This window comes from Pseudomonas allii, assembly GCF_055380095.1.
Map to the genome: position 1 here is coordinate 2,455,950 of NZ_AP039450.1, position 26,528 is coordinate 2,482,477.

22 protein-coding genes are annotated in these 26,528 nt (G+C 63.2%); 13 read left to right on the forward strand and 9 right to left on the reverse strand.

Annotation, left to right across the window (positions count from 1 at the left end):
- Positions 1-4 precede the first annotated feature (4 nt).
- Complete coding sequence (locus ACZ445_RS11300; protein WP_464705168.1) at positions 5-1,366, forward strand: beta propeller repeat protein; 1,362 nt, start codon at positions 5-7, stop codon at positions 1,364-1,366.
- 5 nt (positions 1,367-1,371) lie between these two features.
- On the opposite strand, the gene ACZ445_RS11305 is transcribed toward ACZ445_RS11300, so the two are convergent.
- Positions 1,372-2,094, reverse strand: a complete 723-nt coding sequence (locus ACZ445_RS11305) for a FadR/GntR family transcriptional regulator (RefSeq protein WP_058426984.1) — start codon at positions 2,092-2,094, stop codon at positions 1,372-1,374.
- 48 nt (positions 2,095-2,142) lie between these two features.
- Positions 2,143-3,879 (reverse strand): IlvD/Edd family dehydratase, encoded by a 1,737-nt coding sequence (locus ACZ445_RS11310; RefSeq protein WP_058426983.1) that lies wholly within the window; start codon positions 3,877-3,879, stop codon positions 2,143-2,145.
- Between the two features lie 192 nt (positions 3,880-4,071).
- Here ACZ445_RS11310 and ACZ445_RS11315 point away from each other — a divergent pair, with 192 nt between their 5' ends.
- From ACZ445_RS11315 to araH, 7 genes are read left to right on the forward strand one after another with little or no spacing between them, the layout of a single operon-like run.
- Positions 4,072-5,394: an MFS transporter gene (locus tag ACZ445_RS11315; protein WP_058426982.1), complete on the forward strand. Its 1,323-nt coding sequence runs from the start codon at positions 4,072-4,074 to the stop codon at positions 5,392-5,394.
- A gap of 15 nt (positions 5,395-5,409) precedes the next feature.
- On the forward strand, positions 5,410-6,399 hold the full coding sequence (araD1, locus tag ACZ445_RS11320) for an AraD1 family protein (RefSeq protein WP_058426981.1): 990 nt from the start codon (positions 5,410-5,412) through the stop codon (positions 6,397-6,399).
- Between the two features lie 11 nt (positions 6,400-6,410).
- Positions 6,411-7,991, forward strand: coding sequence for an aldehyde dehydrogenase (NADP(+)) (locus ACZ445_RS11325; RefSeq protein WP_058426980.1), 1,581 nt, complete (start codon positions 6,411-6,413; stop codon positions 7,989-7,991).
- A 36-nt stretch (positions 7,992-8,027) separates the two neighbouring features.
- Complete coding sequence (locus tag ACZ445_RS11330) at positions 8,028-8,891, forward strand: SMP-30/gluconolactonase/LRE family protein (protein WP_058426979.1); 864 nt, start codon at positions 8,028-8,030, stop codon at positions 8,889-8,891.
- 36 nt (positions 8,892-8,927) lie between these two features.
- Positions 8,928-9,932 (forward strand): substrate-binding domain-containing protein, encoded by a 1,005-nt coding sequence (locus tag ACZ445_RS11335; protein WP_058426978.1) that lies wholly within the window; start codon positions 8,928-8,930, stop codon positions 9,930-9,932.
- The gene (gene araG, locus ACZ445_RS11340; RefSeq protein ID WP_058426977.1) at positions 9,929-11,431 is read left to right on the forward strand and encodes an L-arabinose ABC transporter ATP-binding protein AraG; all 1,503 of its coding nucleotides are present in this window, start codon (positions 9,929-9,931) and stop codon (positions 11,429-11,431) included. The genes ACZ445_RS11335 and araG overlap by 4 nt, the downstream gene beginning before the upstream one ends.
- 9 nt (positions 11,432-11,440) lie before the next feature.
- Positions 11,441-12,409: an L-arabinose ABC transporter permease AraH gene (gene araH / locus ACZ445_RS11345; RefSeq protein WP_058426976.1), complete on the forward strand. Its 969-nt coding sequence runs from the start codon at positions 11,441-11,443 to the stop codon at positions 12,407-12,409.
- Positions 12,410-12,523: 114 nt separating this feature from the next.
- Here the strand turns inward: araH and ACZ445_RS11350 are convergent, their stop codons facing one another.
- Positions 12,524-13,672, reverse strand: a complete 1,149-nt coding sequence (locus ACZ445_RS11350; protein WP_310863529.1) for an aldose epimerase family protein — start codon at positions 13,670-13,672, stop codon at positions 12,524-12,526.
- A gap of 137 nt (positions 13,673-13,809) precedes the next feature.
- On the opposite strand from ACZ445_RS11350, the gene ACZ445_RS11355 reads away from it, so the two are divergent.
- Positions 13,810-14,577: an SDR family NAD(P)-dependent oxidoreductase gene (locus tag ACZ445_RS11355; protein WP_058426974.1), complete on the forward strand. Its 768-nt coding sequence runs from the start codon at positions 13,810-13,812 to the stop codon at positions 14,575-14,577.
- Between the two features lie 150 nt (positions 14,578-14,727).
- On the opposite strand, the gene ACZ445_RS11360 is transcribed toward ACZ445_RS11355, so the two are convergent.
- Positions 14,728-15,324, reverse strand: coding sequence for a glutathione S-transferase (locus ACZ445_RS11360; RefSeq protein WP_310863528.1), 597 nt, complete (start codon positions 15,322-15,324; stop codon positions 14,728-14,730).
- Between the two features lie 102 nt (positions 15,325-15,426).
- Positions 15,427-16,425, reverse strand: coding sequence for a cupin domain-containing protein (locus ACZ445_RS11365; protein WP_464708605.1), 999 nt, complete (start codon positions 16,423-16,425; stop codon positions 15,427-15,429).
- A 64-nt stretch (positions 16,426-16,489) separates the two neighbouring features.
- On the opposite strand from ACZ445_RS11365, the gene ACZ445_RS11370 reads away from it, so the two are divergent.
- From ACZ445_RS11370 to ACZ445_RS11380, 3 genes are all read left to right on the forward strand, one after another.
- A complete protein-coding gene (locus tag ACZ445_RS11370; protein ID WP_464708326.1) occupies positions 16,490-17,713 on the forward strand; it encodes an MFS transporter in 1,224 nt (407 codons plus the stop codon).
- Between the two features lie 102 nt (positions 17,714-17,815).
- The gene (yghU, locus tag ACZ445_RS11375; protein WP_464708328.1) at positions 17,816-18,649 is read left to right on the forward strand and encodes a glutathione-dependent disulfide-bond oxidoreductase; all 834 of its coding nucleotides are present in this window, start codon (positions 17,816-17,818) and stop codon (positions 18,647-18,649) included.
- 314 nt (positions 18,650-18,963) lie between these two features.
- The gene (locus ACZ445_RS11380; protein WP_464705228.1) at positions 18,964-19,896 is read left to right on the forward strand and encodes an IS110 family transposase; all 933 of its coding nucleotides are present in this window, start codon (positions 18,964-18,966) and stop codon (positions 19,894-19,896) included.
- Positions 19,897-20,023: 127 nt separating this feature from the next.
- Here the strand turns inward: ACZ445_RS11380 and ACZ445_RS11385 are convergent, their stop codons facing one another.
- From ACZ445_RS11385 to ACZ445_RS11395, 3 genes are read right to left on the reverse strand one after another with little or no spacing between them, the layout of a single operon-like run.
- Positions 20,024-20,950 (reverse strand): sugar ABC transporter substrate-binding protein, encoded by a 927-nt coding sequence (locus ACZ445_RS11385; RefSeq protein ID WP_464708330.1) that lies wholly within the window; start codon positions 20,948-20,950, stop codon positions 20,024-20,026.
- 19 nt (positions 20,951-20,969) lie between these two features.
- Positions 20,970-21,749, reverse strand: coding sequence for a TIM barrel protein (locus ACZ445_RS11390; protein WP_464708331.1), 780 nt, complete (start codon positions 21,747-21,749; stop codon positions 20,970-20,972).
- Complete coding sequence (locus ACZ445_RS11395) at positions 21,746-22,750, reverse strand: Gfo/Idh/MocA family oxidoreductase (protein ID WP_058426968.1); 1,005 nt, start codon at positions 22,748-22,750, stop codon at positions 21,746-21,748. Before ACZ445_RS11395 ends, ACZ445_RS11390 begins: the two co-directional genes overlap by 4 nt.
- A 185-nt stretch (positions 22,751-22,935) precedes the next feature.
- Between ACZ445_RS11395 and ACZ445_RS11400 the strand changes: the two genes are divergently transcribed.
- Positions 22,936-24,897, forward strand: coding sequence for a sigma-54 interaction domain-containing protein (locus ACZ445_RS11400; RefSeq protein WP_464708333.1), 1,962 nt, complete (start codon positions 22,936-22,938; stop codon positions 24,895-24,897).
- Positions 24,898-24,900: 3 nt separating this feature from the next.
- Here the strand turns inward: ACZ445_RS11400 and rtcR are convergent, their stop codons facing one another.
- Positions 24,901-26,481 (reverse strand): RNA repair transcriptional activator RtcR, encoded by a 1,581-nt coding sequence (rtcR, locus tag ACZ445_RS11405; protein ID WP_058426966.1) that lies wholly within the window; start codon positions 26,479-26,481, stop codon positions 24,901-24,903.
- Positions 26,482-26,528 lie beyond the last annotated feature (47 nt).

A 26,528-nucleotide genomic window follows, 5' to 3' on the forward strand; every position in this document is an offset into this window, starting at 1 on the left:
TCGCATGCCTCGTTCAACCCTCATCGTTCGTGTGTTCGTCGCGCTGCTGGCCAGTCTTGCGCTCGGGTACATCTGGATCATCGTCAGCGCCAAGCTCGAAATCGGCGGCGCCAGCCCGAATCAACAACGGCTGGGCACACTGCCGGGCGTGCGGCCACACGCGGTCAGCCAGGATTGCACCGGAGTGAAGGTGACTGCGCAGGGCACGTGGCTGGTGGGGCGGGTGACGAATGAATATGAACAGCTGGAACCCTCAAGCGAGCGGGTGGACTTGAATGGCTTGCTCGACGGCGAACTGCGTCCGGAGCCGGAGACCACCGTGGTTGCGCGCCTGGGGGTTGACGGGGTGTTCAAGCAGGTCGCCCAGGTCAGCGGCTCGGCCTGCCTGGTGGCGAGTGCGGAGGGCACGCGCGTGTTTCTGCTGAGCTCGCTCTATCGACCCAACGATGCGGGGGGCCAGAACGCGGTGTTCCGCAGTGATGACCAGGGCAAGACCTGGCGCTGGGTGGCCGACGGGTTTTTCCCCGAGGTGAGCGGTGTGGCCACCCTGGTTTCGCCGTACTTCTACAACCAGGACGAGGTCTGGGCCTCGCGTTGGGCCGATGACGTCGAGCCGCTGGCCGGGGTGTATTACTCCGCCGACGGTGGCGCCCACAGCACGCCGATCACGGTGCCGCAACCGCTGGCGGTGACCCAAGACTACGCCCATAGCCTGCGCCCGGATATCCAGGAGTGGCGCGACTCAACCGAACAACTGACCCACGTATTGCAACAGGATGCGCAGCACGCGGTGATCTGGGTGTCGCAACGCTTCTGGGGCAGCCATCCCGATGGCAAGAGCGACAACCTGGCGATCGGTGTCACCACTCGCGTGCAGTTGAAGCGCACGGCCGGCACGTGGCAAGTCGAGGATATTCAGCGGGAAAACGGCCTGTACATCAGCGAGCTTGCGGACAACGGCGCCGGGCGCGTGATCGGCCTGATCGACCAGGGGCCCCATGGGCGCGCGGTGGTCGCCGAATTGAACACCGCGACGCTGGCGTGGAAAACCGTGGGCGACTTGCCCAGTGTGTTCTCGCCCTTGAGTGCCGATACCCAGGCGCGTGGGCTATGGGTAGGGCGCAACAGCCTGGTGGTCAATACCTACAGCGATCATAAGCCGCCGCGCTGGCTGTACTGGTGGAGCGAGGCGAGTATCTCCGCCGATGCGGTGTTCTATTCGACGGACTGGGGCCATTCCTGGAAGCGCCTGTCGCTGGACGGGTACATGGGCGTGCGCGGGTTTGACGGTGCCAGTGATCGGGTGTTCTGGAGCAAACAGAATTACGCCGACGACACCCTCATTCACGCCTATGGCCTGCGCTGAATCGCCTACAACGGCGTCAACACGTTCATCACCGTATCCAACGCCACCCGCGTGTCATCCAGTTGCACCAGCGACGCATGCCGCGCGCCGAGGGCGTCGCGGTTCTGGATCGCGGTAAGGATCGCCTTGTGCCGGGGCAGGCTCAGGCCCTGGATGTCCGGGCGGCGGTTGGTGATGTTGATCGACTCGCGCAACGGCAACGACAGCATGTTGCACATGTAGGCGAGCAGGTCGTTGCGGGTGGCGTCGGCGATGGCGCGGTGGAAGTCCAGGTCGGCCTGCAGCAGTTGTTCGTGGGTCTGCGCGGTTTCCATGCCCAGGTAGGCTTTTTCGATGATGGAGATGTCTTCGTCGGTGGCGGTAGTCGCGGCCATGGCGGCGATCTCCGGTTCAAGGATGCGCCGCACACCGGCCAGGGTGTTGAAGAACTCACTGTGGGGCGTGGACTGCATCAACCAGGACAACACGTCCGGGTCGAGCAGGTGCCACTTCAACCGCGGCCGCACCACCGCGCCCACCCGTGGCTTGGAATACACCAGGCCCTTGGCGCTGAGCACCCGCGTGGCTTCGCGCAACACCGAGCGGCTGACCTGGTACTCCTCGCAGAGCGTGGCCTCCATGGGCAGGCGTTCTTCCGGCTTGAAGCGGCCGGAAACGATGTGCATGCCCAAGTCCTGAACGATCTGGGCATGCTGGCTCTTGCGCGGCTTGGGCGGCTGGTGATCCATGACGACGGGGAGGCTCTGGCTTAAAGACGCGGCATCATAGCATCCCAATTAGTGGGAATGCCGTGGGACTTCCGCCCCACGGCAACCCACCAGGAAGTCAAAGTCGCAGCCCTGGTCGGCCTGCAGCACGTGGTCGATGTACAGCTGGCGGTAGCCGCCGACGATGAGGTTCTGCGGGGGCGCCAGGTCCGCCATGCGCGCCGCCAGCTCTGCGTCGGGGATGTCCAGGTGCAGGCGGCCGTTGGCGCAGTCCAGTTCAATCCAGTCGCCTTCCTGCACTGTGGCCAGCGGCCCGCCGGCAGCGGCTTCCGGCGCTACGTGCAACACCACCGTGCCGTACGCCGTGCCGCTCATGCGTGCATCGGAGATTCGCACCATATCGGTCACGCCCTGGGCCAGCAGCTTGGCCGGCAGGCCCATGTTGCCGACCTCGGCCATGCCCGGGTAGCCCTTGGGACCGCAGTTTTTCATGACCAGGATCGAGTTGGCGTCCACGTCCAGTGCCGGGTCGTTGATGCGCGCCTTGTACATGTCGAAGTTTTCGAACACCACCGCACGGCCACGGTGCTGCATCAGTTCCGGGCTGGCGGCGGACGGCTTGAGCACCGCGCCCAGCGGGGCGAGGTTGCCGCGCAGCACGCAGATGCCGCCGTCGGCGCGGATCGGGTTGTCGAGGGTGCGGATCACTTCGTCCTGGCCGTAGATCGGCGAATCCTTGGTGTTCTCGCCCAGGGTCTTGCCGTTGACGGTCAGGGCATTCGGGTGCGGGATCAGGTTGGCTTCACCCAGGCGGCGCAGCACGGCGGGCAGGCCGCCAGCGTAATAGAACTCTTCCATCAGGAAGCGCCCCGAAGGTTGCAGGTCGACGATGGTCGGTATGCCCCGGCCCATGCGGGTCCAGTCGTCCAGGTCGAGTTCGACGCCGATGCGCCCGGCGATGGCCTTGAGGTGGATCACCGCATTGGTCGAGCCACCGATGGCGGCGTTGACGCGGATCGCGTTTTCAAACGCCTCTTTAGTCAGAATTTTCGACAGCTTCAAATCCTCGCGAACCATTTCTACGGCGCGCATGCCCGACATATGCGCCAGCACATAACGCCGCGCATCCACCGCCGGAATCGCCGCGTTGTGGGGCAGGGAAGTGCCGAGTGCCTCGGCCATGCAGGCCATGGTCGACGCGGTGCCCATGGTGTTGCAGGTGCCCGCCGAGCGCGACATGCCGCCCTCGGCCGCGAGGAAGTCATCCAGGGTGATGGTGCCGGCTTTCACCTGTTCGCTGAGCTGCCACACCACGGTGCCCGAGCCGATGTCCTGGCCCTTGTGCTTGCCGTTGAGCATGGGTCCGCCGGTGACCACGATGGCCGGCACGTCGCAACTGGCGGCGCCCATCAGCAGGGCCGGGGTGGTCTTGTCGCAGCCGGTCAGCAGCACCACGCCGTCAATCGGGTTGCCGCGAATCGCCTCTTCCACATCCATGCTCGCCAGGTTGCGGGTGAGCATGGCGGTGGGGCGCAGGTTGGATTCGCCATTGGAGAACACCGGGAACTCCACCGGGAAACCACCGGCCTCGATCACGCCACGTTTGACGTGCTCGGCGATCTGGCGGAAATGCGCGTTGCACGGGGTCAGCTCCGACCAGGTATTGCAGATGCCGATGATCGGCTTGCCATGGAACTGATGGTCGGCAATGCCCTGGTTCTTCATCCAGCTGCGGTACATGAAGCCGTTCTTGTCGGCGGTACCGAACCACTGGGCGGAGCGGAGGCCGGGCTTTTTATCAGGCATGATCGATTCTCTTATTGTATGACTATATGTTCTATGCGTGCTTAAACATAAGCGCAAAAACGCTGCTTTGGAAGAGTTGTTTTGTAAATAGTCCTACTATATAGTCGATCTCAACTGAGGCATGACCCTGGCGGATTTTCGCGAGAGGCGTCCCCCGAGCTTCTATAAAAACAACAATCGGAGATCGACCCCATGAGCCAGGAACTGCGGCTTATTCGGCGCATCACGCTGAAACTGATTCCCTTCCTGATCCTGCTGTACCTGATCGCCTACGTGGACCGTTCCGCCGTGGGCTTCGCCAAGTTGCACATGGGCGCCGACGTCGGCATCGGCGACGCTGCCTATGGCCTGGGCGCGGGGTTGTTCTTCATTGGCTACTTCCTGTTCGAGATCCCCAGCAACCTGATGCTCGACCGCTTCGGCGCACGCCGCTGGTTTGCGCGGATCATGATCACCTGGGGCGCCATCACCATCGGCATGGCCTTCGTGCAGGGGCCGCACAGCTTCTATGTGATGCGCTTTCTGCTCGGCGCGGCGGAGGCGGGGTTCTTCCCCGGCGTGCTGTACTACATCACCCAATGGTTTCCGGTGCGCCATCGCGGCAAGATCCTCGGGCTGTTCATCCTGTCGCAACCCATCGCGATGATGATCACCGGACCGGTGTCCGGCGGCCTGCTGGGCATGGACGGCATCCTGGGGCTGCACGGCTGGCAATGGCTGTTCATCGTCATCGGCACCCCGGCGATCCTGCTGACCTGGCCGGTGCTGCGCTTCCTGCCGGATGGCCCCAAGCAAGTCACCTGGATGAGCGACGACGAAAAGGCCTGGCTCACCGGCGAACTCGCCAAAGACCTGCAAACCTACGGCCAGACCCGTCACGGCAACCCGCTGCATGCCTTGAAAGACCAACGCGTGTTGCTGCTGGCGCTGTTCTACCTGCCGGTAACCCTGAGCATCTACGGCCTGGGCCTTTGGCTGCCGACCCTGATCAAGCAATTCGGCGGCACCGACCTGGTCACCGGCTTTATCGCTGCGGTGCCGTATATTTTCGGCATCATCGGCCTGCTGATCATCCCGCGCAGCTCCGACCGTTTGAACGACCGCTACGGCCACCTTGCGGTGCTCTACGTGCTGGGCGCTATCGGCCTGTTCTTCAGTGCCGCGCTCAGTGTGCCGGTGCTGCAAATGGCCGCGCTGTGCCTGGCGGCGTTCGCGATGTTTTCCTGCACCGCCGTGTTCTGGACCTTGCCCGGGCGCTTCTTCGCCGGCGCCAGTGCGGCGGCGGGCATTGCGTTGATCAATTCGGTGGGCAACCTCGGCGGCTATATCGGCCCGTTCGTGATCGGCGCGCTCAAGGAATACACCGGCAACCTCGCTTCGGGTTTGTACTTCTTGTCCGGGGTGATGCTGTTCGGGCTGGTGCTGACCTTGGTGGTCTACCGCCTGCTCGAGCGCAAGCACGTGCTGCCCGCCGACCAATTTGCCGCCAGTGCCCGTGGCGCCACCCGACCTTAATCCAGGAGAACAGTCATGCGTTTAGTTCAGTTCGAGTTGCGTAACGGTGACCGCCGCGTCGGCGTGGTCGACGGCACCCAGCTGCGCGAAGTACACACAGCCCGCAGCGTGCGCGAGTTGGCCCTCGCTGCCATCGACGCCGGCGTAGGCCTGGCGCAACACGTGGACAGCCTGGGCCTGGGCGACAGCTACGACTACGCAACGCTGCTGGCCGACTTGAGGATCCTTCCGCCGCTGGACCACCCGGACCCGGCCCATATGCTGATCAGCGGCACCGGCCTGACCCACCTGGGCAGTGCCTCGGCGCGGGACAAGATGCACCAGGCCGGCGACGACACCGCACTGACCGACACCATGCGCATCTTCAAATGGGGCGTGGAGGGCGGTCGTCCACCGTCTGGCCAGGCGGGCGTGCAACCCGAGTGGTTCTACAAGGGGGACGGCAGCATCGTGGTGCGCCCCGGCGCGGCCTTCCCGGTACCACCGTTTGCCGAGGATGCCGGTGAGGAACCGGAGATCGGCGGCCTGTATGTGATCGGCCCGGACAGCAAGCCCTATCGCGTCGGTTTTGCGGTGGGCAACGAATTCTCCGACCACATCATGGAGCGCAAGAACTACCTGTACCTGGCCCATTCCAAGCTGCGCAGTTGCAGCTACGGCCCGGAGTTGCGCGTGGGTGAACTGCCCCAGCACCTGGCGGGCACCAGCCGCATTCTGCGCAATGGCGAAGTGATCTGGCAGAACGAGTTCCTCAGCGGCGAGGCCAATATGTGCCACAGCCTGGAGAACCTCGAATACCACCACTTCAAATACCACCAGTTCCTCAAGCCCGGCGATGTGCACATCCACTTCTTCGGCACCGCCACGCTGTCATTCGCCGACGGTATACGGACCCAGGCCGGCGATGTGTTCGAGATCAGCCAGGCCGAGTTCGGTGCGCCGCTGGTCAACCGTGTCGGCAGCAGCGCTGCGGCGTTCGAACCCGGCAACGTCATCACCCTTTAATGGAGAGCCCCATGACTCAGTTTCTCGGCCACAACTACATCGGCGGCCAGCGCAGCGCCAACGGCAGCGTCACGCTGAAAAGCGTCGACGCCAGCACCGGCGAGGCCTTGCCCCAGGACTTTTTCCAGGCCACGCCGCAGGAAGTCGACGCCGCCGCCAAGGCTGCCGCGCAGGCCTACCCTGCGTACCGCGCCTTGAGCGCATCGCGCCGTGCACAGTTCCTGGATGCAGTGGCCGATGAGCTGGACGCGTTGGGGGATGATTTTGTCGAACTGGTCTGCCGCGAAACGGCACTGCCGGCTGCACGCATCAAGGGCGAGCGCGGGCGTACCAGCGGCCAGATGCGCCTGTTCGCCACAGTGCTGCGTCGCGGTGATTTCTACGGTGCGCGCATCGACAAGGCACTGCCCGACCGCCAACCGCTGCCACGCCCGGACCTGCGTCAATACCGCATCGGCCTGGGGCCGGTCGCGGTGTTTGGCGCGAGCAACTTCCCCCTGGCGTTTTCCACGGCGGGCGGTGATACAGCGGCGGCTTTGGCGGCAGGTTGCCCGGTGGTGTTCAAGGCCCACAGCGGGCATATGGCGACTGCCGAACGCGTCGCCGATGCGATCATCCGCGCGGCCGAGGCTACCGAGATGCCGGCCGGTGTGTTCAATATGATCTTCGGCGGTGGCGTGGGTGAAGCGCTGGTCAAGCACCCGGCGATCCAGGCGGTGGGCTTTACTGGCTCGCTCAAGGGCGGGCGTGCCTTGTGCGACATGGCGGCGGCGCGCCCGCAGCCGATCCCGGTGTTCGCCGAGATGTCGAGCATCAACCCGGTGATCGTATTGCCCCAGGCCCTGACCGCGCGGGCCGACAGCGTGGCGCGCGACCTGACCGCCTCGGTGGTACAAGGCTGCGGCCAGTTCTGCACCAACCCCGGCCTGGTGATCGGTATCGCGTCGCCCGCATTCACCGCATTCACCCAACACGTCGCCCGACTGATCGGCGAGCAACCGGCGCAGACCATGCTCAACGCCGGCACCCTGGGTAGCTACGGCAAGGGCCTGGAAAAACTCCTGGCGCACCCTGGCATCCAGCACCTGGCGGGCAGCCAGCAGGTTGGCAATCAGGCGCAACCACAGCTGTTCAAGGCCGATGCGAACCTGTTGATCGACGGCGATGAAGTGCTGCAGGAAGAAGTGTTCGGCCCCACCACCGTGTTCGTCGAAGTCGCCGACCAGGCCCAACTCAGCGCCGCCTTGCACGGTCTGCACGGCCAGCTCACGGCGACGATCATTGGCGAGCCCGCCGACCTGCAACAGTTCGCCGAACTCACGCCGCTGCTGGAGCAGAAAGTCGGGCGCATCCTGCTCAACGGCTACCCCACCGGTGTGGAAGTCTGCGATTCGATGGTGCACGGCGGCCCGTACCCGGCCACCTCGGATGCCCGTGGCACCTCGGTCGGCACCTTGGCCATCGAGCGTTTCCTGCGCCCCGTGTGCTTCCAGAATTACCCTGATAGCCTGCTGCCCGACGCGTTGAAAAACGCCAACCCGTTGCGTATCCAGCGGCTGGTGGATGGCACGCCATCCCGCGACCCGCTGTAACGCGCACCTGAGAACAACAACAATCCAGGAGGCATCATGTCGTGTATCGCCGTTACCCCGCACCGTGCGCAATTGGGCGAGGGACCGTTCTGGGACGCGCCCACCCAGGCACTGTACTGGGTGAATATTGCCGGCAAACAGGCACTGCGCCTGATGGGCGGGCAGTTGCGGGTGTGGCAGTTGCCCGAGCATGTTTCGGCGTTCATCCCGTGTGAGGGCGGCGATGCCCTGGTGACCCTGAGCAGCGGCGTGTATCGCCTCGACCTGGTCACCGAGGCCCTGACCCTGCTGTGCGTGGCCGACCCGCAACCGGGCAACCGTGGCAACGAAGCACGCTGCGATGCCCAGGGCCGCCTGTGGCTGGGCACCATGCAGAACAACATCGGCGAGCAGGGTGAAGACCTGCCCATCACCCGGCGCTCCGGTGGCCTGTTTCGTATCGATGCCGATGCGCAGGTCACGCCGTTGCTCAGCGGCCTGGGCATTCCCAACACCTTGCTGTGGAGCGATGACAGCCGCCACGTGCATTTTGGCGACAGCCTGGACGGCACGCTGTACCGCCACGCTATCCAGCCGGACGGCCAACTCGAATCCGCGCAGGTGTGGTTCGGTCCCCACGAGCGTGGCGGGCCGGACGGTTCGGCCATGGATGTGGAAGGCTTTATCTGGAACGCCCGCTGGGATGGCAGTTGCCTGCTGCGCCTCACGCCCGACGGCGCCGTCGACCGCATCATCGAACTGCCCGTCAGCCGCCCCACCAGTTGCGTATTTGGTGGCCCGGACCTCACCACCCTGTACATCACCAGCGCGGCCAGCCCGTTGGATCACCCCTTGGATGGCGCGGTATTGGCCATCGAGGTCGATGTGCCTGGGAAACCCTGTCATCGCTTTGCCGGATAAGTCCCCGTTTAAAAACAACAACAAGGAGTCACCCGTATGAATCGTCGTCGTGGTTTGCGTTCCCTGTGCTGCGCCGCTGTGGCGGTCTCGGCCATGAGCTTGAGCGGGCTGTTGCTGGCCGCTGAAGAAGTGAAGATCGGTTTCCTGGTCAAGCAGGCTGAGGAGCCGTGGTTCCAGACCGAATGGGCCTTCGCCGAGAAAGCCGGCAAGGAACATGGCTTCACCGTGATCAAGATCGCCGTGCCCGATGGCGAGAAGACCCTGTCGGCCATCGACAGCCTGGCTGCCAACGGTGCCAAGGGCTTTGTGATCTGCCCGCCGGACGTGTCCCTCGGCCCGGCTATCGTGGCCAAGGCCAAGGCCAATGGTTTAAAAGTCATCGCCGTGGATGACCGCTTTGTCGACGCCAAGGGCAACTTTATGGAAGACGTGCCGTACCTGGGCATGGCGGCCTTTGAAGTGGGCCAGAAGCAGGGCGCAGCAATGGCGGCCGAAGCGAAAAAACGCGGCTGGGACTGGAAGGACACCTACGCGGTGATCAACACCTTCAACGAACTCGACACCGGCAAGAAACGCACCGACGGCTCGGTCAAATCCCTGGAAGAGGCCGGCATGCCCAAGGACCACATCCTGTTCACCGCCGCCAAGACCCTCGACGTACCCGGCAGCATGGACGCCACCAACTCGGCCCTGGTCAAGCTGCCCAGCGGCGCGAAAAACCTGATCATCGGCGGCATGAACGACAACACCGTGCTCGGCGGCGTACGCGCCACCGAAAGCGCCGGCTTCAAGGCGGCCAACGTGATCGGCATCGGCATCAATGGCACCGACGCCATTGGCGAACTGAAAAAGCCTGACAGCGGCTTCTTCGGCTCGATGCTGCCCAGCCCGCACATCGAGGGCTACAACACCGCGCTGATGATGTACGAGTGGGTCACTAAAGGCACCGAGCCTGCGAAATACACGGCGATGGACGAAGTGACGCTGATCACCCGCGCCAACTTCAAGGAAGAACTGACCAAGATCGGGTTGTGGCAATGACCGCTGCGGCCCTGCGCTTTGACGGCATCGGCAAGACCTTTCCCGGGGTCAAGGCGTTGGATGGCATCAGCTTTACCGCCCACCCCGGGCAGGTGCACGCCCTGATGGGCGAGAACGGTGCGGGCAAGTCGACGCTGTTGAAGATCCTCGGCGGCGCCTACATTCCCAACAGCGGCTCGCTGCACATCGGCGCGCAGACCATGGCCTTCAAATGCGCCGCCGACAGCATTGCCAGCGGCGTGGCGGTGATCCACCAGGAACTGCATCTGGTGCCGGAAATGACGGTGGCCGAAAACCTGTTCCTCGGCCACTTGCCGTCGCGTTTTGGCGTGGTCAACCGGGGGCTCCTGCGCAAGCAGGCCCTCGCGTGTCTCAAGGGACTGGCGGATGAAATCGACCCTGCCGAGAAGCTCGGGCGCCTGTCCCTAGGGCAGCGCCAACTGGTGGAAATCGCCAAGGCGCTGTCCCGTGGCGCCCATGTAATCGCCTTCGACGAGCCCACCAGCAGCCTGTCGGCGCGGGAAATCGACCGCCTGATGGCGATCATCACCCGCCTGCGCGATGAGGGCAAAGTGGTGCTCTATGTGTCGCACCGCATGGAAGAAGTGTTCCGCATCTGCAACGCCGTCACGGTGTTCAAGGACGGTCGCTACGTGCGCACCTTCGACGACATGAGCGCGTTGACTCACGACCAACTGGTGACCTGCATGGTCGGTCGCGACATCCAGGACATCTACGACTACCGCCCGCGTGAGCACGGCGAAGTCGCGCTCAAGGTCGACGGCCTGCTCGGTCCCGGCTTGCGTGAGCCGATCAGTTTCAGTGTGCGCAAGGGCGAGATCCTTGGCCTGTTCGGGTTGGTTGGGGCAGGGCGCACCGAACTGTTCCGGCTGCTCAGCGGTCTGGAGCGCACCAGTGCCGGTAGCCTGCAATTGTGCGGGCAGGCGCTGCAACTGCGCTCGCCCAGGGATGCCATCGCCGCCGGCGTGCTGCTGTGCCCGGAAGACCGCAAGAAGGAGGGCATCATTCCGCTGTCCAGCGTCGCCGAGAACATCAATATCAGCGCACGCGGTGCCCACTCCACGTTCGGCTGGCTGCTGCGCGAGGGCTGGGAAAAGGGCAACGCCGACCAGCAGATCCAGGCCATGAAGGTCAAGACGCCCAACGCCGCGCAGAAGATCATGTACCTGTCCGGCGGCAACCAGCAGAAGGCCATTCTCGGTCGCTGGCTGTCGATGCCGATGAAGGTGCTGCTGCTGGACGAACCGACCCGTGGCATCGACATCGGCGCCAAGGCCGAGATCTACCAGATCATCCATAACCTGGCGGCCCAGGGCATTGCGGTGATCGTGGTGTCCAGCGACCTGATGGAAGTGATGGGCATCTCCGACCGCATCCTGGTGCTGTGCGAAGGCGCGATGCGCGGCGAACAAACCCGCGAACACGCTACCGAATCCAATCTGCTGCAACTGGCCCTGCCGCGCAGCGTGGCGAACTGAGAGACGACTATGACCACTCAACACAACGTGCTGCCCACGGCGCGCAAGCCCCTGGACCTGCGTGCACTGCTGGACAACTGGGCGATGCTGCTGGCGGCGGTGAGCATCTTCTTGCTGTGCGCCTTGCTGATCGACAACTTCCTGTCTCCGCTGAACATGCGTGGCCTGGGCCTGGCGATTTCCACCGTGGGCATCGCCGCCTGCACCATGCTGTTCTGCCTGGCGTCGGGGCATTTCGACCTGTCGGTGGGCTCGGTGATCGCCTGTGCCGGGGTGGTGGCGGCGATTGTGATGCGCGACACCGACAGCGTCCTGCTCGGCATTGGCGCCGCCTTGCTGATGGGCCTGGTAGTGGGGCTGATCAACGGCATCGTGATCGCCAAGCTGCGGGTCAACGCGCTGATCACCACCCTGGCGACCATGCAGATCGTGCGCGGCCTGGCGTACATCTTCGCCAACGGCAAGGCGGTGGGCGTGTCCCAGGATCAGTTCTTCATCTTCGGCAACGGCCAGTTGCTGGGGGTGCCGGTGCCGATCCTGATCACGGTCCTGTGCTTCCTGTTCTTCGGCTGGCTGCTCAACTACACCACCTACGGGCGCAACACCATGGCCATCGGCGGCAACCCGGAAGCGGCGTTGCTGGCCGGCGTGAATGTGGACCGCACCAAGATCCTGATCTTTGCCGTGCACGGGGTGATCGGTGCGTTGGCCGGGGTGATCCTGGCATCGCGCATGACCTCCGGCCAGCCGATGATTGGCCAGGGCTTCGAGCTGACCGTGATCTCGGCGTGCGTGCTGGGCGGGGTGTCGTTGAGTGGTGGGGTAGGCATGATCCGCCATGTGATCGCCGGCGTTTTGATTTTGGCGATCATCGAGAATGCGATGAACCTGAAGAACATCGATACCTTCTACCAGTACGTGATCCGCGGCTCGATCCTGCTGCTGGCGGTGGTCATCGACCGCATGAAACAACGCTAAGTGATGCCATGTGAGGACTCACTGTGGGAGGGGGCTTGCCCCCGATAGCGGTGTGTCAGTTTGCACCTCTGTCTCTGACACTCTGCTATCGGGGGCAAGCCCCCTCCCACAGGTTTAGTCCGCGGAGAATTTGAAGACAGTGTTCTGGGTGTAGGTCTGCCCTGGGTTCAGGCGAGTGGACGCAAACTTGGGCTGGTTAGGCGCATCTGGAAAATGCTGGGTCTCCAGCGTAAACCCGCTCCAGTGCTGATAGGTCTTGCCAGCCTTGCCCTTCACCGAACCATCGAGGAAGTTGCTGGTATAAAACTGCACCCCAGGCTCGGTGGTAAACAGCTGCAAGCGCCGCCCGGACGCAGGATCATGCACCTCGGCTGCCAACTGCTTCACATCACCCTGGGTGTCCAGCGCCCAGTTGAAGTCGAACCCACCCTGTTTCGGCTCGGCGAATTTGAGCTGCGGGTGATCGTCCTTGATGTGCTGGCCGATCGGCGTCGGCGTGAGGAAGTCCATCGGCGTGCCCTTGACCGGCGCCAGTTCGCCGGTAGGAATCAATGTCGCATTCACCGGCGTGTAATGGCTGGCATGCAAGGTGGCGACCTGCTTGAGGATGTCGCCATTGCCCGCACCAGCCAGGTTGAAATAGCTGTGGTTGGTGAGGTTGAGCACCGTGGGTTTGTCGGTGGTGGCGCTGTAGTCGATGTGCAGTTCGTTGTTGTCGTTGAGGCGGTAGGTGACTTCGGTCTTCAGGTTGCCGGGGAAGCCCATTTCACCGTCCTTGGACAGGTAGGTGAGCGTCACGCCAACCGAGTCCTTGGCCTTGACCTGGGTGGCTTTCCACACCCGCTTGTCGAAGCCCTGGGCGCCGCCGTGCAGCGAGTTGGGGCCGTCGTTGAGCGGCACCTGGTAGCGCTTGCCGTCGAGTTCGAAGGCACCGCCGGCCAGGCGGTTGCCGAAACGGCCGATGGTTGCGCCGAAGAACGCCGTACCGCTCTGATAGCCTTGCACGTCGTCAAAGCCCAGTACCACGTCGTCGAGCTTGCCATTTTTGTCCGGCACCTTCAGCGACTGCAACACGCCGCCGTAGGTGATCACCGTGGCTTGCATGCCATGGCTGTTACGCAGGATGTACTGTTCGACGGCGGTGCCGTCATTGGTTTTACCGAACGCTTTGTGTTCGCTGGTAAGGCCTGCCGCCTGGGCGCCGCCGCTGGCGACCAGCATGGACAGGGCGAGGCCCGAAAGCAGGTAACGAGGGTGCTTCATGGTCGAACTTCCTTTTGTTGTTTTGAGTGGAATAGTTCTACTAATGTGCGATATTTTGTCGATATGACAGCAAATTTATAGCCTTAAACCGGGTTTTTGCAAAATAAAATAAGACTAATTAAGCGAGGCAACCTTTTATGACGACGCAACACGCGGTTTACCCCGACCTTGAAGGCAAGACCGTCCTGATCTCCGGCGGTGCCTCGGGCATCGGCGAGTTCATGGTGCGCGCCTTCGCGGCCCAAGGCGCCAAGGTCGGCTTTGTCGACCGCGCACAAAGCCAGGGCGAACGCCTGGCAGCGCTGTTGAGTTCACGCGGGCATACCGTGGAATTCGTCAATTGCGACATCACCGACGAGATTGCCTATAAAGCCGCTATCACTCGTTTCGAACACTCCCTGGGGCCGATCACTGTGCTGGTGAACAACGCCGCCAATGACGTGCGCCATACCCTGGAGGAGGTCGACTCGCAGATGTTCGACCGGTTGATCTCCGTCAACCTCAAGCACGCCTTCTTCGCCGCCAAGGCGGTGGTGCCGATGATGAAGGGCGCGGGCGGCGGGGCGATCATCAACCTCGGCTCCGTCGGCTGGATGATGGCTTCCGCCGGCTACCCGGTGTACGCCGCCAGCAAGGCCGCCGCCCACGGCATGACCCGCGCCCTGGCCCGCGAGCTGGGGCCGAGCCGCATCCGCGTGAACACGCTGGTGCCGGGTTGGGTGATGACGGAAAAACAGCTGGCGATGTGGGTCGACGAGGCCGCCAAGGAACTGATCAGCCGCAGCCAATGTTTGCCGGGCAGTGTGCTACCCGAACACATCGCCAACATGGCGTTGTTTCTTGCCTCGGATGCCTCGGCGATGTGTTCGGCGCAGAACTTTATTGTGGATGGCGGTTGGGTCTGAGTCGGGCTCAATCCTTCAGTCAACACTGAACTGATGTGGGAGGGGGCTTGCCCCCGATGGCAGTGTTTCAGTAACAGGTGTGCAGACTGAGGCCACGCCATCGGCGGCAATTCGAATCGTCACGCCGCCCCCACATTAGAACTGCCTTGCCTACTCGATTGGATAACGCTTGAAAGCCGGGTGCTGTTCCAGGCGCTCGGCGTGGCGTTTGAGGTTGGGGAACGCATCGGCCTTGACCACCGACGCCACGGTGAACTGGCTGAACGACCAGGCGACTGCCGCCGTCAGGGAAGCCTGGGTCAATACGTCACTGTCAGGCAGTTGCTTTTCCAGCAGCGAGTAGGCCGCCAGCAATTGCCCGCTGACGCGATCCAGCCAGGGCGCATGCAGCTTTTCGGCAGGCCGCAGGTTGTGTTCATAGACGATCTGCACGCTTTTCTCGCAGGCCGCCAGGGCCAGGCCAAGGATATGCAAGTCATGGGCACGGGCGCTGGCGGATGGGGGCAGCAGCTTTTTGTCGGCGGGGGCCAGGGTTTCCAGATAGTCGAGGATCAGGCTGGAATCCATCAGCACCGTGCCGTCATCCAGCACCAGGCTCGGCGCCTTGACCACCGGGTTGATCTGGGAAAACTCGGTGAACGTGCTGAACACCGACAGCGGTTCATGCACAAAATCCACGCCGTACAGGTCCAGGGAAATGGCCACGCGGCGTACGTAGGGCGAGTCCAGCATGCCGATCAGTTTCATGAAGCCTCCGTTGCTCTCAAGGTGATGGCTCCAGAGAGTAAGGGCACAGGATCGGCATGCGCAATGACTGAATGTTGCCTGCCAAGGTCAGGCTGCGGTCATTCAGGCAGGACGCCTGATGTTCTGCCGGCTGGCTCCCGGTGGCTGGCCGGTAATGCGCTTGAATGCACGACTGAACGCCGCCTGGGAGGTGTAGCCCAGGCGCAGCGCCACTTCTTCGATGGGTAAACGCTCCAGGGTCAGCCACTGGCTGGCCAGGCGCATGCGCAGTTCCGTCATGTAGCGCAGCGGCGGGATACCCAGGGTCGCCTGGAAGCGCTCGGCGAATACCGAGCGGGAGGTATGACACTGCGCGGCCAGTTCGGCCACGCTCCAATCGCGCCCGGGCTGCTGGTGCAGGACGAGCAGGGCGCCCGCCAGGCGTGGGTCGCGCAACGCCGCCACCAGCCCCGAGGCATTACCGCAGGCACACTCCACCCAACCCCGCACAATCATGGCGGCCACCACATCGGCCAGGCGCGTGAGAATGCCAGGGTAGCCGACGCGAGCCGCGGCGACTTCGCGCTCCATCACCGCCAGGATCGGCATCAGGCCGGGGTAACGCTGGCCCTGGGCATCGATCAGCATCAAGGCCGGCATCAGGCTGCCAAGCCCCTGGAGACTGCCGAGTTCGAACTCCATGCAGGCGCTGAACAGCAAGGTGCTCGGCGGTGAGTCGGGTGATGCATCCACGGCGCAGACGCTGTCGCCCAGCGACGTTGCGTCAAAGCCGCCGATGTCCTGCACCGGCCTGTCCGCACTGGACAGCAGCGCATGGGCGCCGCCGTGGGAGATGAACACGGCATTGCCCGCCGACAATTCGAACAGGCTGTCGTCATCGGTGCGCAGGGTGGCCGTCCCGGCAGCGAGGAAATGGAAGTAGGCATGCCCCGGTCTGGCGTCAAAGCCCATGCCGAAGCTCGGCCCGGCCTGGATACGCCGGTACTGCACGCCGCGCAGGCGCATGCCGCGCAGCAGTTCGTCGATAAGGTCGGAGGACAGGTTGAACGGGGCCGCTGCAGTCATTTTCGGGGTTTCGGTCAAAAACTCAAGGGTTTGCATCATAGATCATCCGGTTTGGCAAACCTAGACTGGCCGTCGTGCTAATGACCGAGGATGTCGTGTGATGAATGATTATGTAGCCCAAGCCACTCACCCTGCCCAGGTGGCGCCCGATGCGCCCGCGTGGATGGCGGTGTTTTCCCTGGCCATGGGGGTGTTCGGCTTGTTGACGGCCGAATACCTGCCGGCCAGCCTGCTGACGCCGATGGCGATGGACCTTGGCGTGTCGGAGGCGCTGGCCGGTCAGGCCGTGACAGTGACGGCGGTGGTGGCGTTGTTCGCCGGGTTGCTGGTGCCGGGCCTGACGCGTGGAATCGACCGGCGTGTGGTGCTGCTGGGTTTTTCCCTGCTGATGATCGCCTCCAACCTGTTGGTGGCGTTTTCTTCCAGCCTGGCGGTGCTGCTGTTGATGCGCATCCTGCTGGGTGTAGCCCTGGGCGGCTTCTGGAGCATGGCGGCGGCGGTCGCGATGCGCCTGGTGCCGGCGGCGCTGCTGCCCCGTGCGCTGTCGATCATCTTCAGTGGCATTGCCGTGGGCACGGTGGTTGCCGTGCCGCTGGGCAGCTACCTGGGCGGTGTGTATGGCTGGCGCAGCGCATTTGTGGCAGCGGCAGCGGTCGGCACGGTGACGCTGGTGTTCCAGCTGTTCACGCTGCCGCGCCTGGCTCCCACGGGCAGTGCACGCTTGCGCACGGTGCTGGATGTGCTGCTGCGCCCAGGGATCGCCATCGGCATGTTGGGCTGCGTGCTGGTGCACACCGGGCACTTTGCGTTGTTCACCTACATCCGCCCCTTCCTGGAAAGCACCACGGGCGTGGGCACCGAAGGGCTGGCCTTGATGCTGCTGGGCTTCGGCGCCGCCAATTTCGTCGGCACGCTGTTGGCCGGTTGGATGCTGGTGCGTTATCCACGCGGCACGCTGGTGCTGATGCCGGTCTTGGTAGGCGTCGCGGCGCTGGCGCTGGTGTTGCTGCCGGCCTCGCTGCCAGGCCAGGCGTTGCTGCTGGCGCTGTGGGGCATGGCGTTTGGCGGCGTGCCGGTGGCGTGGTCGAACTGGGTAGCCCGCAGCGTGCCGGATCAAGCTGAAAGTGCCGGCGGCATGGTGGTGGCGTCCGTGCAATCGGCCATTGCGGCGGGCGCGGCCGGAGGGGGCGCGATGTTCAGTCTCAGTGGCATCAGCGGCGTGTTTCTCGGCGCCGGTGTGTTGATGCTATTGGCCGCCTTGTTGATTGCGCTGCGGGTAACGGTGCCCGGCAATGACGCCGTGGGTGCACCGCTGCATCTTTGACGTCAGCCTGGAGATTGGCCGCATTCACGGTGTGACGAGCCATCGACCTTTGGTTTAGTCTGGAACGCTTCGTTGAACGCAAGCACATTTGGAGCAGTAAGCATGACCGATTACGTACCCCCGAAAGTGTGGACCTGGGACACCGAGAATGGCGGCACTTTCGCCAGCATCAACCGTCCCATTGCCGGCGCCACCCATGACAAGGAACTGCCGGTGGGCAAGCATCCGCTGCAGCTGTATTCCCTGGCCACGCCCAACGGGCAGAAGGTCACGATCCTGCTGGAAGAGCTGTTGGCCCTCGGGCACAGCGGCGCGGAGTACGATGCCTGGTTGATCAAGATCGGTGACGGCGACCAGTTCGGCAGCGGCTTCGTGGGGGTGAACCCCAACTCCAAGATCCCGGCACTGCTGGACCGCAGCGGCGCCACGCCGATTCGGGTGTTCGAGTCGGGAGCGATCCTGCAATACCTGGCGGAGAAGTTCGGCGCGTTCTTTCCCACCGAGCCTGCGGCCCGTGCCGAATGCCTGTCGTGGTTGTTCTGGCAGATGGGCAGCGCGCCCTACCTGGGCGGTGGTTTCGGCCACTTCTATGCCTATGCGCCGAGCAAGATGGAATATGCGATCAACCGCTTTGCCATGGAGACCAAGCGTCAGCTCGATGTGCTCGACCAACGCCTGGCGGTGAGCGAATACATCGCGGGTGATGAATACACCATCGCCGATATCGCGATCTGGCCGTGGTATGGCGGGTTGGTCAAAGGCCGTTTGTATGGCGCGGCGGAGTTCCTCTCGGTGCATGAATACAAGCATGTGTTGCGCTGGGCCGACGCAATTGAAGCACGGCCGGCGGTGCAGCGTGGGCGGCGGGTCAACCGGGTGTCCGGTGAGCCCCATGAGCAACTGGCCGAGCGGCATGACGCCAGCGACCTGGACTAAAGGCCTGACGCGGTAAGCACTGTGGGAGCGGGCTTGTTCGCGAATACGGAGTGTCAGTCAACAGATCCATTGGCTGATCCACCGCAATCGCGAGCAAGCCCGCTTGTGTCTTGAGCCAGGATTAAACTGAGGTTGAGAGCGGTGAGTGGCAAGCTGAATGCCCGAAGTGCATAAAGCACGTGTGGGAGCCCATGCTGCCACTCACCTCTCCACTCTGGTCATTGAGCCCGAACAGTTGAACGAGCCCACCTCGAACAGTTACAAGCGTGGGCCAAGCCAGAGCGCTCTCACCTTGAGTGTAAGAGGGTTTGGCCATGTTTTCCTATCCAGCAGGTATTGATGTTTCCAGCGACAGCCTAGAAATCCTGGTTGATCAACTAGATGTGGCGATGAGTTGTCCCAATTGCGAAAGTGATTTTCCCAGACTGATTGGATGGCTCGCTCTGCATCGTGTAGGCCGTGTGTTGCTTGAGGCTACTGGCGGTTACGAGCGCAAAGTCATGAAAGCGCTTCAAGCTGCCGGCCTTGAAGTCATACGGATTAACCCTTGCCGAGCCAAAAGTTTCGCCAAAGCGATGGGACAACAAGCCAAGACCGACCCGATAGACGCACGCCTTCTTGCGCAGTTTGCAGCGGTCATCAAATCACCCGATAGTCGCGTTACAAGCGCCGAGCAGGATGATCTGCGCGCGCTGGTTCAACAGCGGGAGCACTTTGTTCAGCAGAGAGATGACGATAAACGGCGGCTTAAAACGGCTTCCTCTGAAGTGATCAAACCTGCATTACAGAGTCATATCGACTATTTGCAAGGGGTGTTGAAGCAGTTGGAAAACCTGATTCGCCAAAGCGCTGAACGTCTGGATAGTAAAAAGGTATCTCTTCTGTGCTCGGTCAAAGGCATAGGACTCGTTACGGCGGCCAGTTTGATGTCCTATCTTCCCGAACTCGGCGAGATAGGTAGGCATCAGATTGCTGCGTTAAGCGGTACCGCGCCCTACAACGACGATAGCGGCAAGCACAAAGGTAAGCGCCACATCAGCGGCGGCAGGTTCGCTGCCAGGCGCTCACTGTACATGGCCTGTTGGTCAGTGATCCGGTTTCAGCCTGAGTTTGCCGTGCGATATAAAGCGCTGCGCGAGAAAGGCAAGTGCCCCAAAGTGGCACTCATCGCTTGTATGCGTGTTTTGTTAGTACGCCTAAACGCGATGATCCGTGATGGAACTGAATGGAGAGAGCAGCCCGCCTAAACCCGCGTGGTAGCTATTTCAAAAATTACACGGCGTACAGCTGTGGGAGCATTACCGTCTCTGCAAATATGGCTTGATGAAAGCCATCAAGACAGTTGCTCCCACATTTGGATTTGTGTATCTCACTCTACTTGTAGCGCTGCTCGAATACCGCCACTTGCTCGGGCTTGATCAGCTCGAACGGCACCCACACCTGCGGCTCAATCGCCTCGCCCTTGATCATCCGCACCGCCGCCTGCACGGCCTGGGTGGCCTGGGCCTTCGGGTCCTGGAACACCGACGCCGTCAGCAGGCCGCGCTTGATCGCCGCCAGCCCGTCGGGCAAGCCATCAATGCCCACAATCGCCACATCGCCCTTGGCTTTGCCCGCCTGCTGCAAGGCCATGGCCGCCCCAATCGCCATTTCGTCGTTGTTGGCCACGATGGCATCGAACGGCGTGCCCGCCAGCAGCCAGTTGCTGGTCAGGTCCATGCCCTTGCTGCGTTGCCATTCAGCACTTTGCTGCTCGACCACCTTGATCCCGGGAAAGTCCTTGAGCACCTGTTTGGCGCCCTCGGTGCGGTCATGGGTGGCGTTCTGTGCGAGGTCGCCCATGATGATCACCACGTTGCCCTTGCCACCGAGTTTTTCCGCCAGGTAGCGCATCTGCAACTGGCCGGCCTCGATGTCGTTGGAGGCCACGGTGACCACGCCTTTGGGCAGGGTAGGCTCGTCCGGGTGGCGGTTGACGTACACCAGCGGTGTCTTGGCGGAGACGGCGGCTCGGGTCATGTTGGCGGTGGCGGCAGTGTCCACCGGCAGCACGATCACCGCGTCGACCTTCTGATTGAGAAAGCCTTCGACCTGATTGAGCTGGCGCACCACGTCGCCCTGGGCGTCTTCGAACTGGATCTGCACGTCCTGCTGCCTGGCGGCGGCTTCGAGGCCGGTGCGCACGTAGGTCATGAAGTTGTCGTCGACCCGGGCAATGCTCACGCCGATGCGATAAGCGGCGAAGGTCCATTGGCTGAACAGCAGCAACAGCGTGGCAGCAAGCAATGAATAGCGGTTCATAAGGGGGTTCCTTTTATTGTTATAGGGTGAACGCCTGGCGGAAACGTGCCAGGGCCAACTCACTGTCACCGCTGGCCCAGCCTTCCAGGCCGACCACGCCGCTGTAGCCCATGGCATGCAAGGCCCGGGCGATGGCCGGGTAGTGGATTTCGCCGGTGCCGGGCTCCTGGCGCCCCGGCACGTCGGCCACCTGGATTTCGCCGATGTGGTGGCCGGCGCGCTGGATCAGCTCGATCAGGTTTCCTTCGCCGATCTGCGCGTGGTACAGGTCTAGGTTCATCTTCAAGTGCGGGCTGCCCACGGCCTCGATCAACGCCAGCGTGTCGTCGGCGCGGGCGAACGGCGTGCCGGGGTGGTCGACCTCGGTGTTGAGGTTTTCCAGCAGGAACACACGGCCGGCGTCTTGCCCCAGGCGGGCGATCTTTTCCAGGGTCTTGCAGGCGCTCAGCCACATGCGCCCGGTGGTCCGGCTCACCGGTTGAACAGGCAGGCCACCGTCACCCAGACCGGTGCCGTGCAGGTTGAGGCTGGGGCATTTCAACTGCTCGGCTACCCCCAGGGATTCGCGGGCGCTGTCGAGCAGTTGGCGGATGCCGTCGGGGTCGGTGAGGGTGCCGCTGATGTAGCCGGTCATCGAGGTGAAATCGGCGCCGGTGGCGGCCAGGGCGGCGATGTCTTTATCTGTCCAGTTCCAGATTTCGGCGCTGAACCCTAGCGCGTGAATGCGCTTTACACGCTCGACAAACGGCAGGTCGAGAAACACCATCTCGGCGCTGACCGCCAGCTTGAACGGGCTCATACCGCCACCGCCTTGCCGGTTTCGAACGACTCGATACAGGCGCGGGCAATCGCCAGGGCCGCGCGCGCGTCTTCGCCACTGGCCATCGGCTTGGCGCCGCTGCGCAGGCAGTCGACAAAGTGATTCAGTTCGGCAATGTAGGCGTCGCGCAACAGGTCGGTGTCCAGGCGCTGGGTGTCGGCCTGGATGCCTTGGGCCAGGTAGCGCACCAAGTCGCTGTCGTTGAGGCTGCCCATGCTCAGCATGCCGGCACTGCCGAACACCTCGCCGCGCACGTCGTAGCCATACACGGCCTGGAAGTTGGCCTCGGCGGTGGCGATGGCGCCGTTGTCGAAGCGGATCGCAACCACGGCGGTGTCGAGGAAGCCTTTGCTCTTGAATTCCGGTGCGATCAGCGCGTCGGCCATCACATACACCTGCACGGCCTCGGCACCGGGGTTGAGGTAGCGCAGGGTGTCGAAGTCGTGGATCAAGGTTTCGAGGAAGATCACCCATTGCGGCGAGTTGGCCGGGTTGTTCAGCGCCGGGTCGCGGGTCAGCGAGCGCAGCAACTGCGGGGTGCCGATGCGGCCGGCGGCGACGTCAAGGTGCGCGGTGCGAAAGCTCTTGGCGAAACGCCGGTTGAAGCCCACCTGTAACGGCACCCGCGCATCGGCCGCAGCGGCGATAGCGCGGTCGGCCTCATCGAGGGTAATGGCCATGGGTTTTTCGCAGAAGATGCCCTTGCCGGCGCGTGCGGCGCTGATCACCAGTTCGGCATGGCTGCGCGCCGGGGCGGCGATGATCACGCCGTCGATGTCCGGGTCGTCGAGCAAGTGTTGCGGGTCGGTGTAGACCTTGCTCACCCCCAGTTCGGCGGCGAGGCGGGCGGCCTGGCCGGGCGTCGGGTCGGCAATCGCCGCCAGGCTGGCGCCGGGGATGTGCCGTGCGGCGGTCAGGCCGTGGAAGCTGCCCATGCGACCGGCACCGATCAAACCCAGGCGGATGTTTTGTGTACTCATGCGATGACCCCTTGTTGTTATTGGCCTCAGGACAGTCCTGGTGGGCAAAGGGCTAGGAGCAAGGCGTGTGCCAGTTTTCAAGTTATTGATTAATAAGGGTTAATTAATATCTATCAATAATAAGTGTTCATTTTGATGACATGCCTATACTGACATGTCAAAAATATGAACATGGATATCACCCAATGAGCATGGCCTTCAGCGTGCAAGACCTCGATTACCTGACGACCCTGGGGCCTGCCGCGTTGAATGACGGCCCGGTGACCGCGCTGGAGCAGGCCTGGCGCGATTGCCTGGCGGGTCAGGTCGAATGTCCGGCACCCGTGCGCCCAGTGATCTGGGATTCGTGGCGGCGCAGCGTCGAGGCCGGCCTCGATCCCGCCGACAACGCCTATCGCTTTGTCGCCGCCGACACGCTGGCCGCCACCCTGGCCACCCACCGCGTGCTGATCGCCGCTGCCGCGCAAGTCATGCACGGCTTGCTGGCCTACAACCCGCGCGGGCATATCAACCTCACCGATGCCGATGGCACCACCCTGTATTTCTGTGGCCTGGACATCACTCCGGTGGGCAGCCGCCTGCTGGAGTCGGTGCAAGGCACCAACTGCACCGGCCTGGCCCTGGCCGAAGACCGCCTGGTGTATGTGCTGGCCGAGGAAAACTTCGGCATCGGCCTGCGCCAGCGCCGCATGCACTGCGCCGCCGCGCCGATCAGGAATGCCCAGGGGCACACCGTGGCCATGCTGACCCTCACCGCCGAGCCTGGCTGGTTTCACTTCCATACCCTCGGCACGGTGCAGGCGGCCGCCGAGGCAGTGTCGCGGCAGATGGCGTTGCAGGCGTTGCTGGAAGAGCAGCAAACCGTGCTCGAAGTCCTCAACGAAGGCCTGGTGGTGTTGGACGAGCGCGGCTGCATCAAGGCGCTCAACCGTTATGCCCGGCAGTTGTTCGGCGTAGGGCTGGAGCTGATCGGGCGGCCGTTCCAGCAACTGGGCCGTAGCGAGTTGAGCGATGCCCTGGGTGAGCCCGTGCGCGACCTCGATTGCACCTTCCACCTGAACAATCGCAGCCAACTCGCCTGTCTGGTTTCGGTGTGCCCGCTGGAGCAGGGCGGGGTGATCGTGTCGCTGCGCGAAAACCGCCGCATCCGCGAAATCACCCGGCGCCTGATCGGTACCCAGGCCAGCTATACATTTGAAACCATCCAGGGCAACTCCCGCGCCATCCACGACGCCCTGCACCTGGGACGTATCGCCAGTCGCAGCGACTCCACCACCCTGATCCTCGGCGAAAGCGGCACCGGCAAAGAGCTGTTCGCCCAGGCCATCCACAACGGCAGCGACCGCCACAAAGGCCCCTTCGTGGCGGTCAACTGCGGCGCAATCCCCCGTGACCTGGTGCAAAGCGAGCTGTTCGGTCATGTCGAAGGCGCGTTCACCGGCGCCACCCGTGGCGGTTCGGCGGGCAAGTTCGAACTGGCAGACGGCGGCACTATCTTCCTCGATGAGATCGGCGACATGTCCTTCGATGCCCAGGTCAGCCTGTTGCGGGTGTTGCAGGAGGGGGAAATTACCCGCGTCGGTGCGAAAAACTCACGGCAAGTGGATGTGCGCATCATCGCAGCCACCCACCGCAACCTCAGCCAGGCGGTAGCGGAAGGTGCGTTTCGCGAAGACCTCTACTACCGCCTCAACGTGCTCAACCTGACCGTGCCGCCCCTGCGCATGCGCCGCGAAGACATTCCGTTGCTGGCGCGGCACTTCCTGGCGCGCTGTGCACGCTCGTTGCGTAAATCGGTGCAGGGCTTTTCGCCGGAGGCGATGGCATTGCTGTCGGCCTATGGTTGGCCGGGCAATGTGCGGGAGTTGGAAAACAGTATTGAACGGGCGACCAACCTGGCGATGGGTGAGTTGATCGAACCGCTGGACCTGCCGCTGGAAAGCCGCCAACGCGCCCCGCTGCGCGCCTACGAGCCGACACCCGCCCAGGACCTGAGCAGCCACGAAATGCACGCCATCGTCGCCGCACTCCAAAATACCGGCGGCAACATCCGCCTGGCTGCCCGGCAACTGAACGTGTCGCGGGGCGGGCTGTACAACAAGATGAGTCGGTTTGGGCTGAGTGCCAGCGATTTTCGCCGCGCATAAGGCCTAAGGCTTCAACTGCTTCCAATCAATGGCAAAGCGCGCCAGGTACTTGCGCAGGCGGTCAGCGTCATTGGGTTGCGCCTTGGCCTGGCGCGAAACCCCGAACAGTCGTCGGCCGGCGTCGGAAAGGCTGTCGGATTGCAGGCATACGTCAATCACTGCCTTGAGTTGCAATTGGTCGAACAGGTCCAGATCGGCCGGCAGCAGTGCATGGGTTTCGGTCAGTCCCCAGGCGTAGCGCAGGCGCTGGATCTCCTCTTCGGCCTGGGCCTCATCAATACGCCCGCTGTCGGCCAGGGTGGCCATGCGTGTGATGGAGGCCGACAGCTCGCGAAAATTACCCAGCCACGCCGCTTCGCTGGAACAGGCGAACGCCAGGTAGCGGCGGCGCGCTTGCAGGTTGAAACGCACGCGCCGGCCTTGCTCGCGGGCATGGCGTTCCAGTTCGAAGTCGATATTGGGCTCGATATCTTCGCGCCTTCCCGCCAGGCCTGGCAGGTCAAAGGTCCACAGGTTGATGCGTGCATACAGGTCTTCACGAAACAGCCCTTCAGCCACGCGCCCGCGCAGGTCGCGGTGAGTACCGGCGATGATCAGGAAGTCGCTGGCCACTTCACGGTCGGCGCCCATGGGGTAGAAGCGTTTTTCTTCGATGGCCTTGAGCAGCATCGCCTGTTCATCCAGGCCCAGTTCGCCGATCTCGTCGAGGAACAACATACCGCCGTCTGCTGCGCGCAGCAGGCCGTCGCGGGCGTTCTGCGCGCCGGTGAAGGCGCCCTTGGTATGGCCGAACAGCGCTGACATGGCGCCATCGCCACGCAGGGTGGCGCAGTTGACTTCCACAAAGCCCCCCTGGATCTGGTGGCGGCTGCGCTTGAGTTCGTAAATGCGTCGGGCGAGGAAGGACTTGCCCGCGCCAGTGGGGCCGATCAGCAGCATGGGCGCGGTGGAGCGCACGGCCACGCGCTCGATCTGTTCAATGGAGGCATTGAACGCACTGTTGCGCGTGGCGATCCCGGACTTGAGGAAGGCCAGGCCTTCCAGGCGTTGATGGGCGAAGCGCGAGGCGATGCGGTCGTAGCGCGACAGGTCGAGATCGATCAGGGTGTGGGTGCCGGTGGCGGGAGCGGTGTCGTCCCGGCGGCGACTGGGGGCTGTCTGGATCAGGCGCGCCGGCAGGTTGCGTGCCTCGGTGAGCAGGAACCAGCAAATCTGTGCCACGTGGGTACCGGTGGTGATGTGGACCAGGTAGTCCTCATGGTCGGTGTCGAAGGTGTAGGCGGCGGTAAAGTCGTGCAGCGCGCCGTAGACCTCTTCGAAATCCCAGGGGTTGTGCAGTGGCATGGGGTGCAGGCGCACCTCGGTAGTAGGCGAGATCTGCTGGATGTCGGCGCGTACCCGCTCGGCGAGGCTGACGTCACGGGCGTCGATGTCGTGGATCAACTCCAGGCGATCGACTTGCAGGTTGTCCTGCTGGCACAGGCCGACGCTGGGGCGCCAGTGATTCCAGCGGTTGGCGCCCTTGCCGACGCGATCCAGCTTGGACCCGATAAACCCGATGGCGACCGTGCGCTTGTGTTTCATGACTGGACCAAAAGATAAATAGCGATATGCAAGGATATGGATTGGGT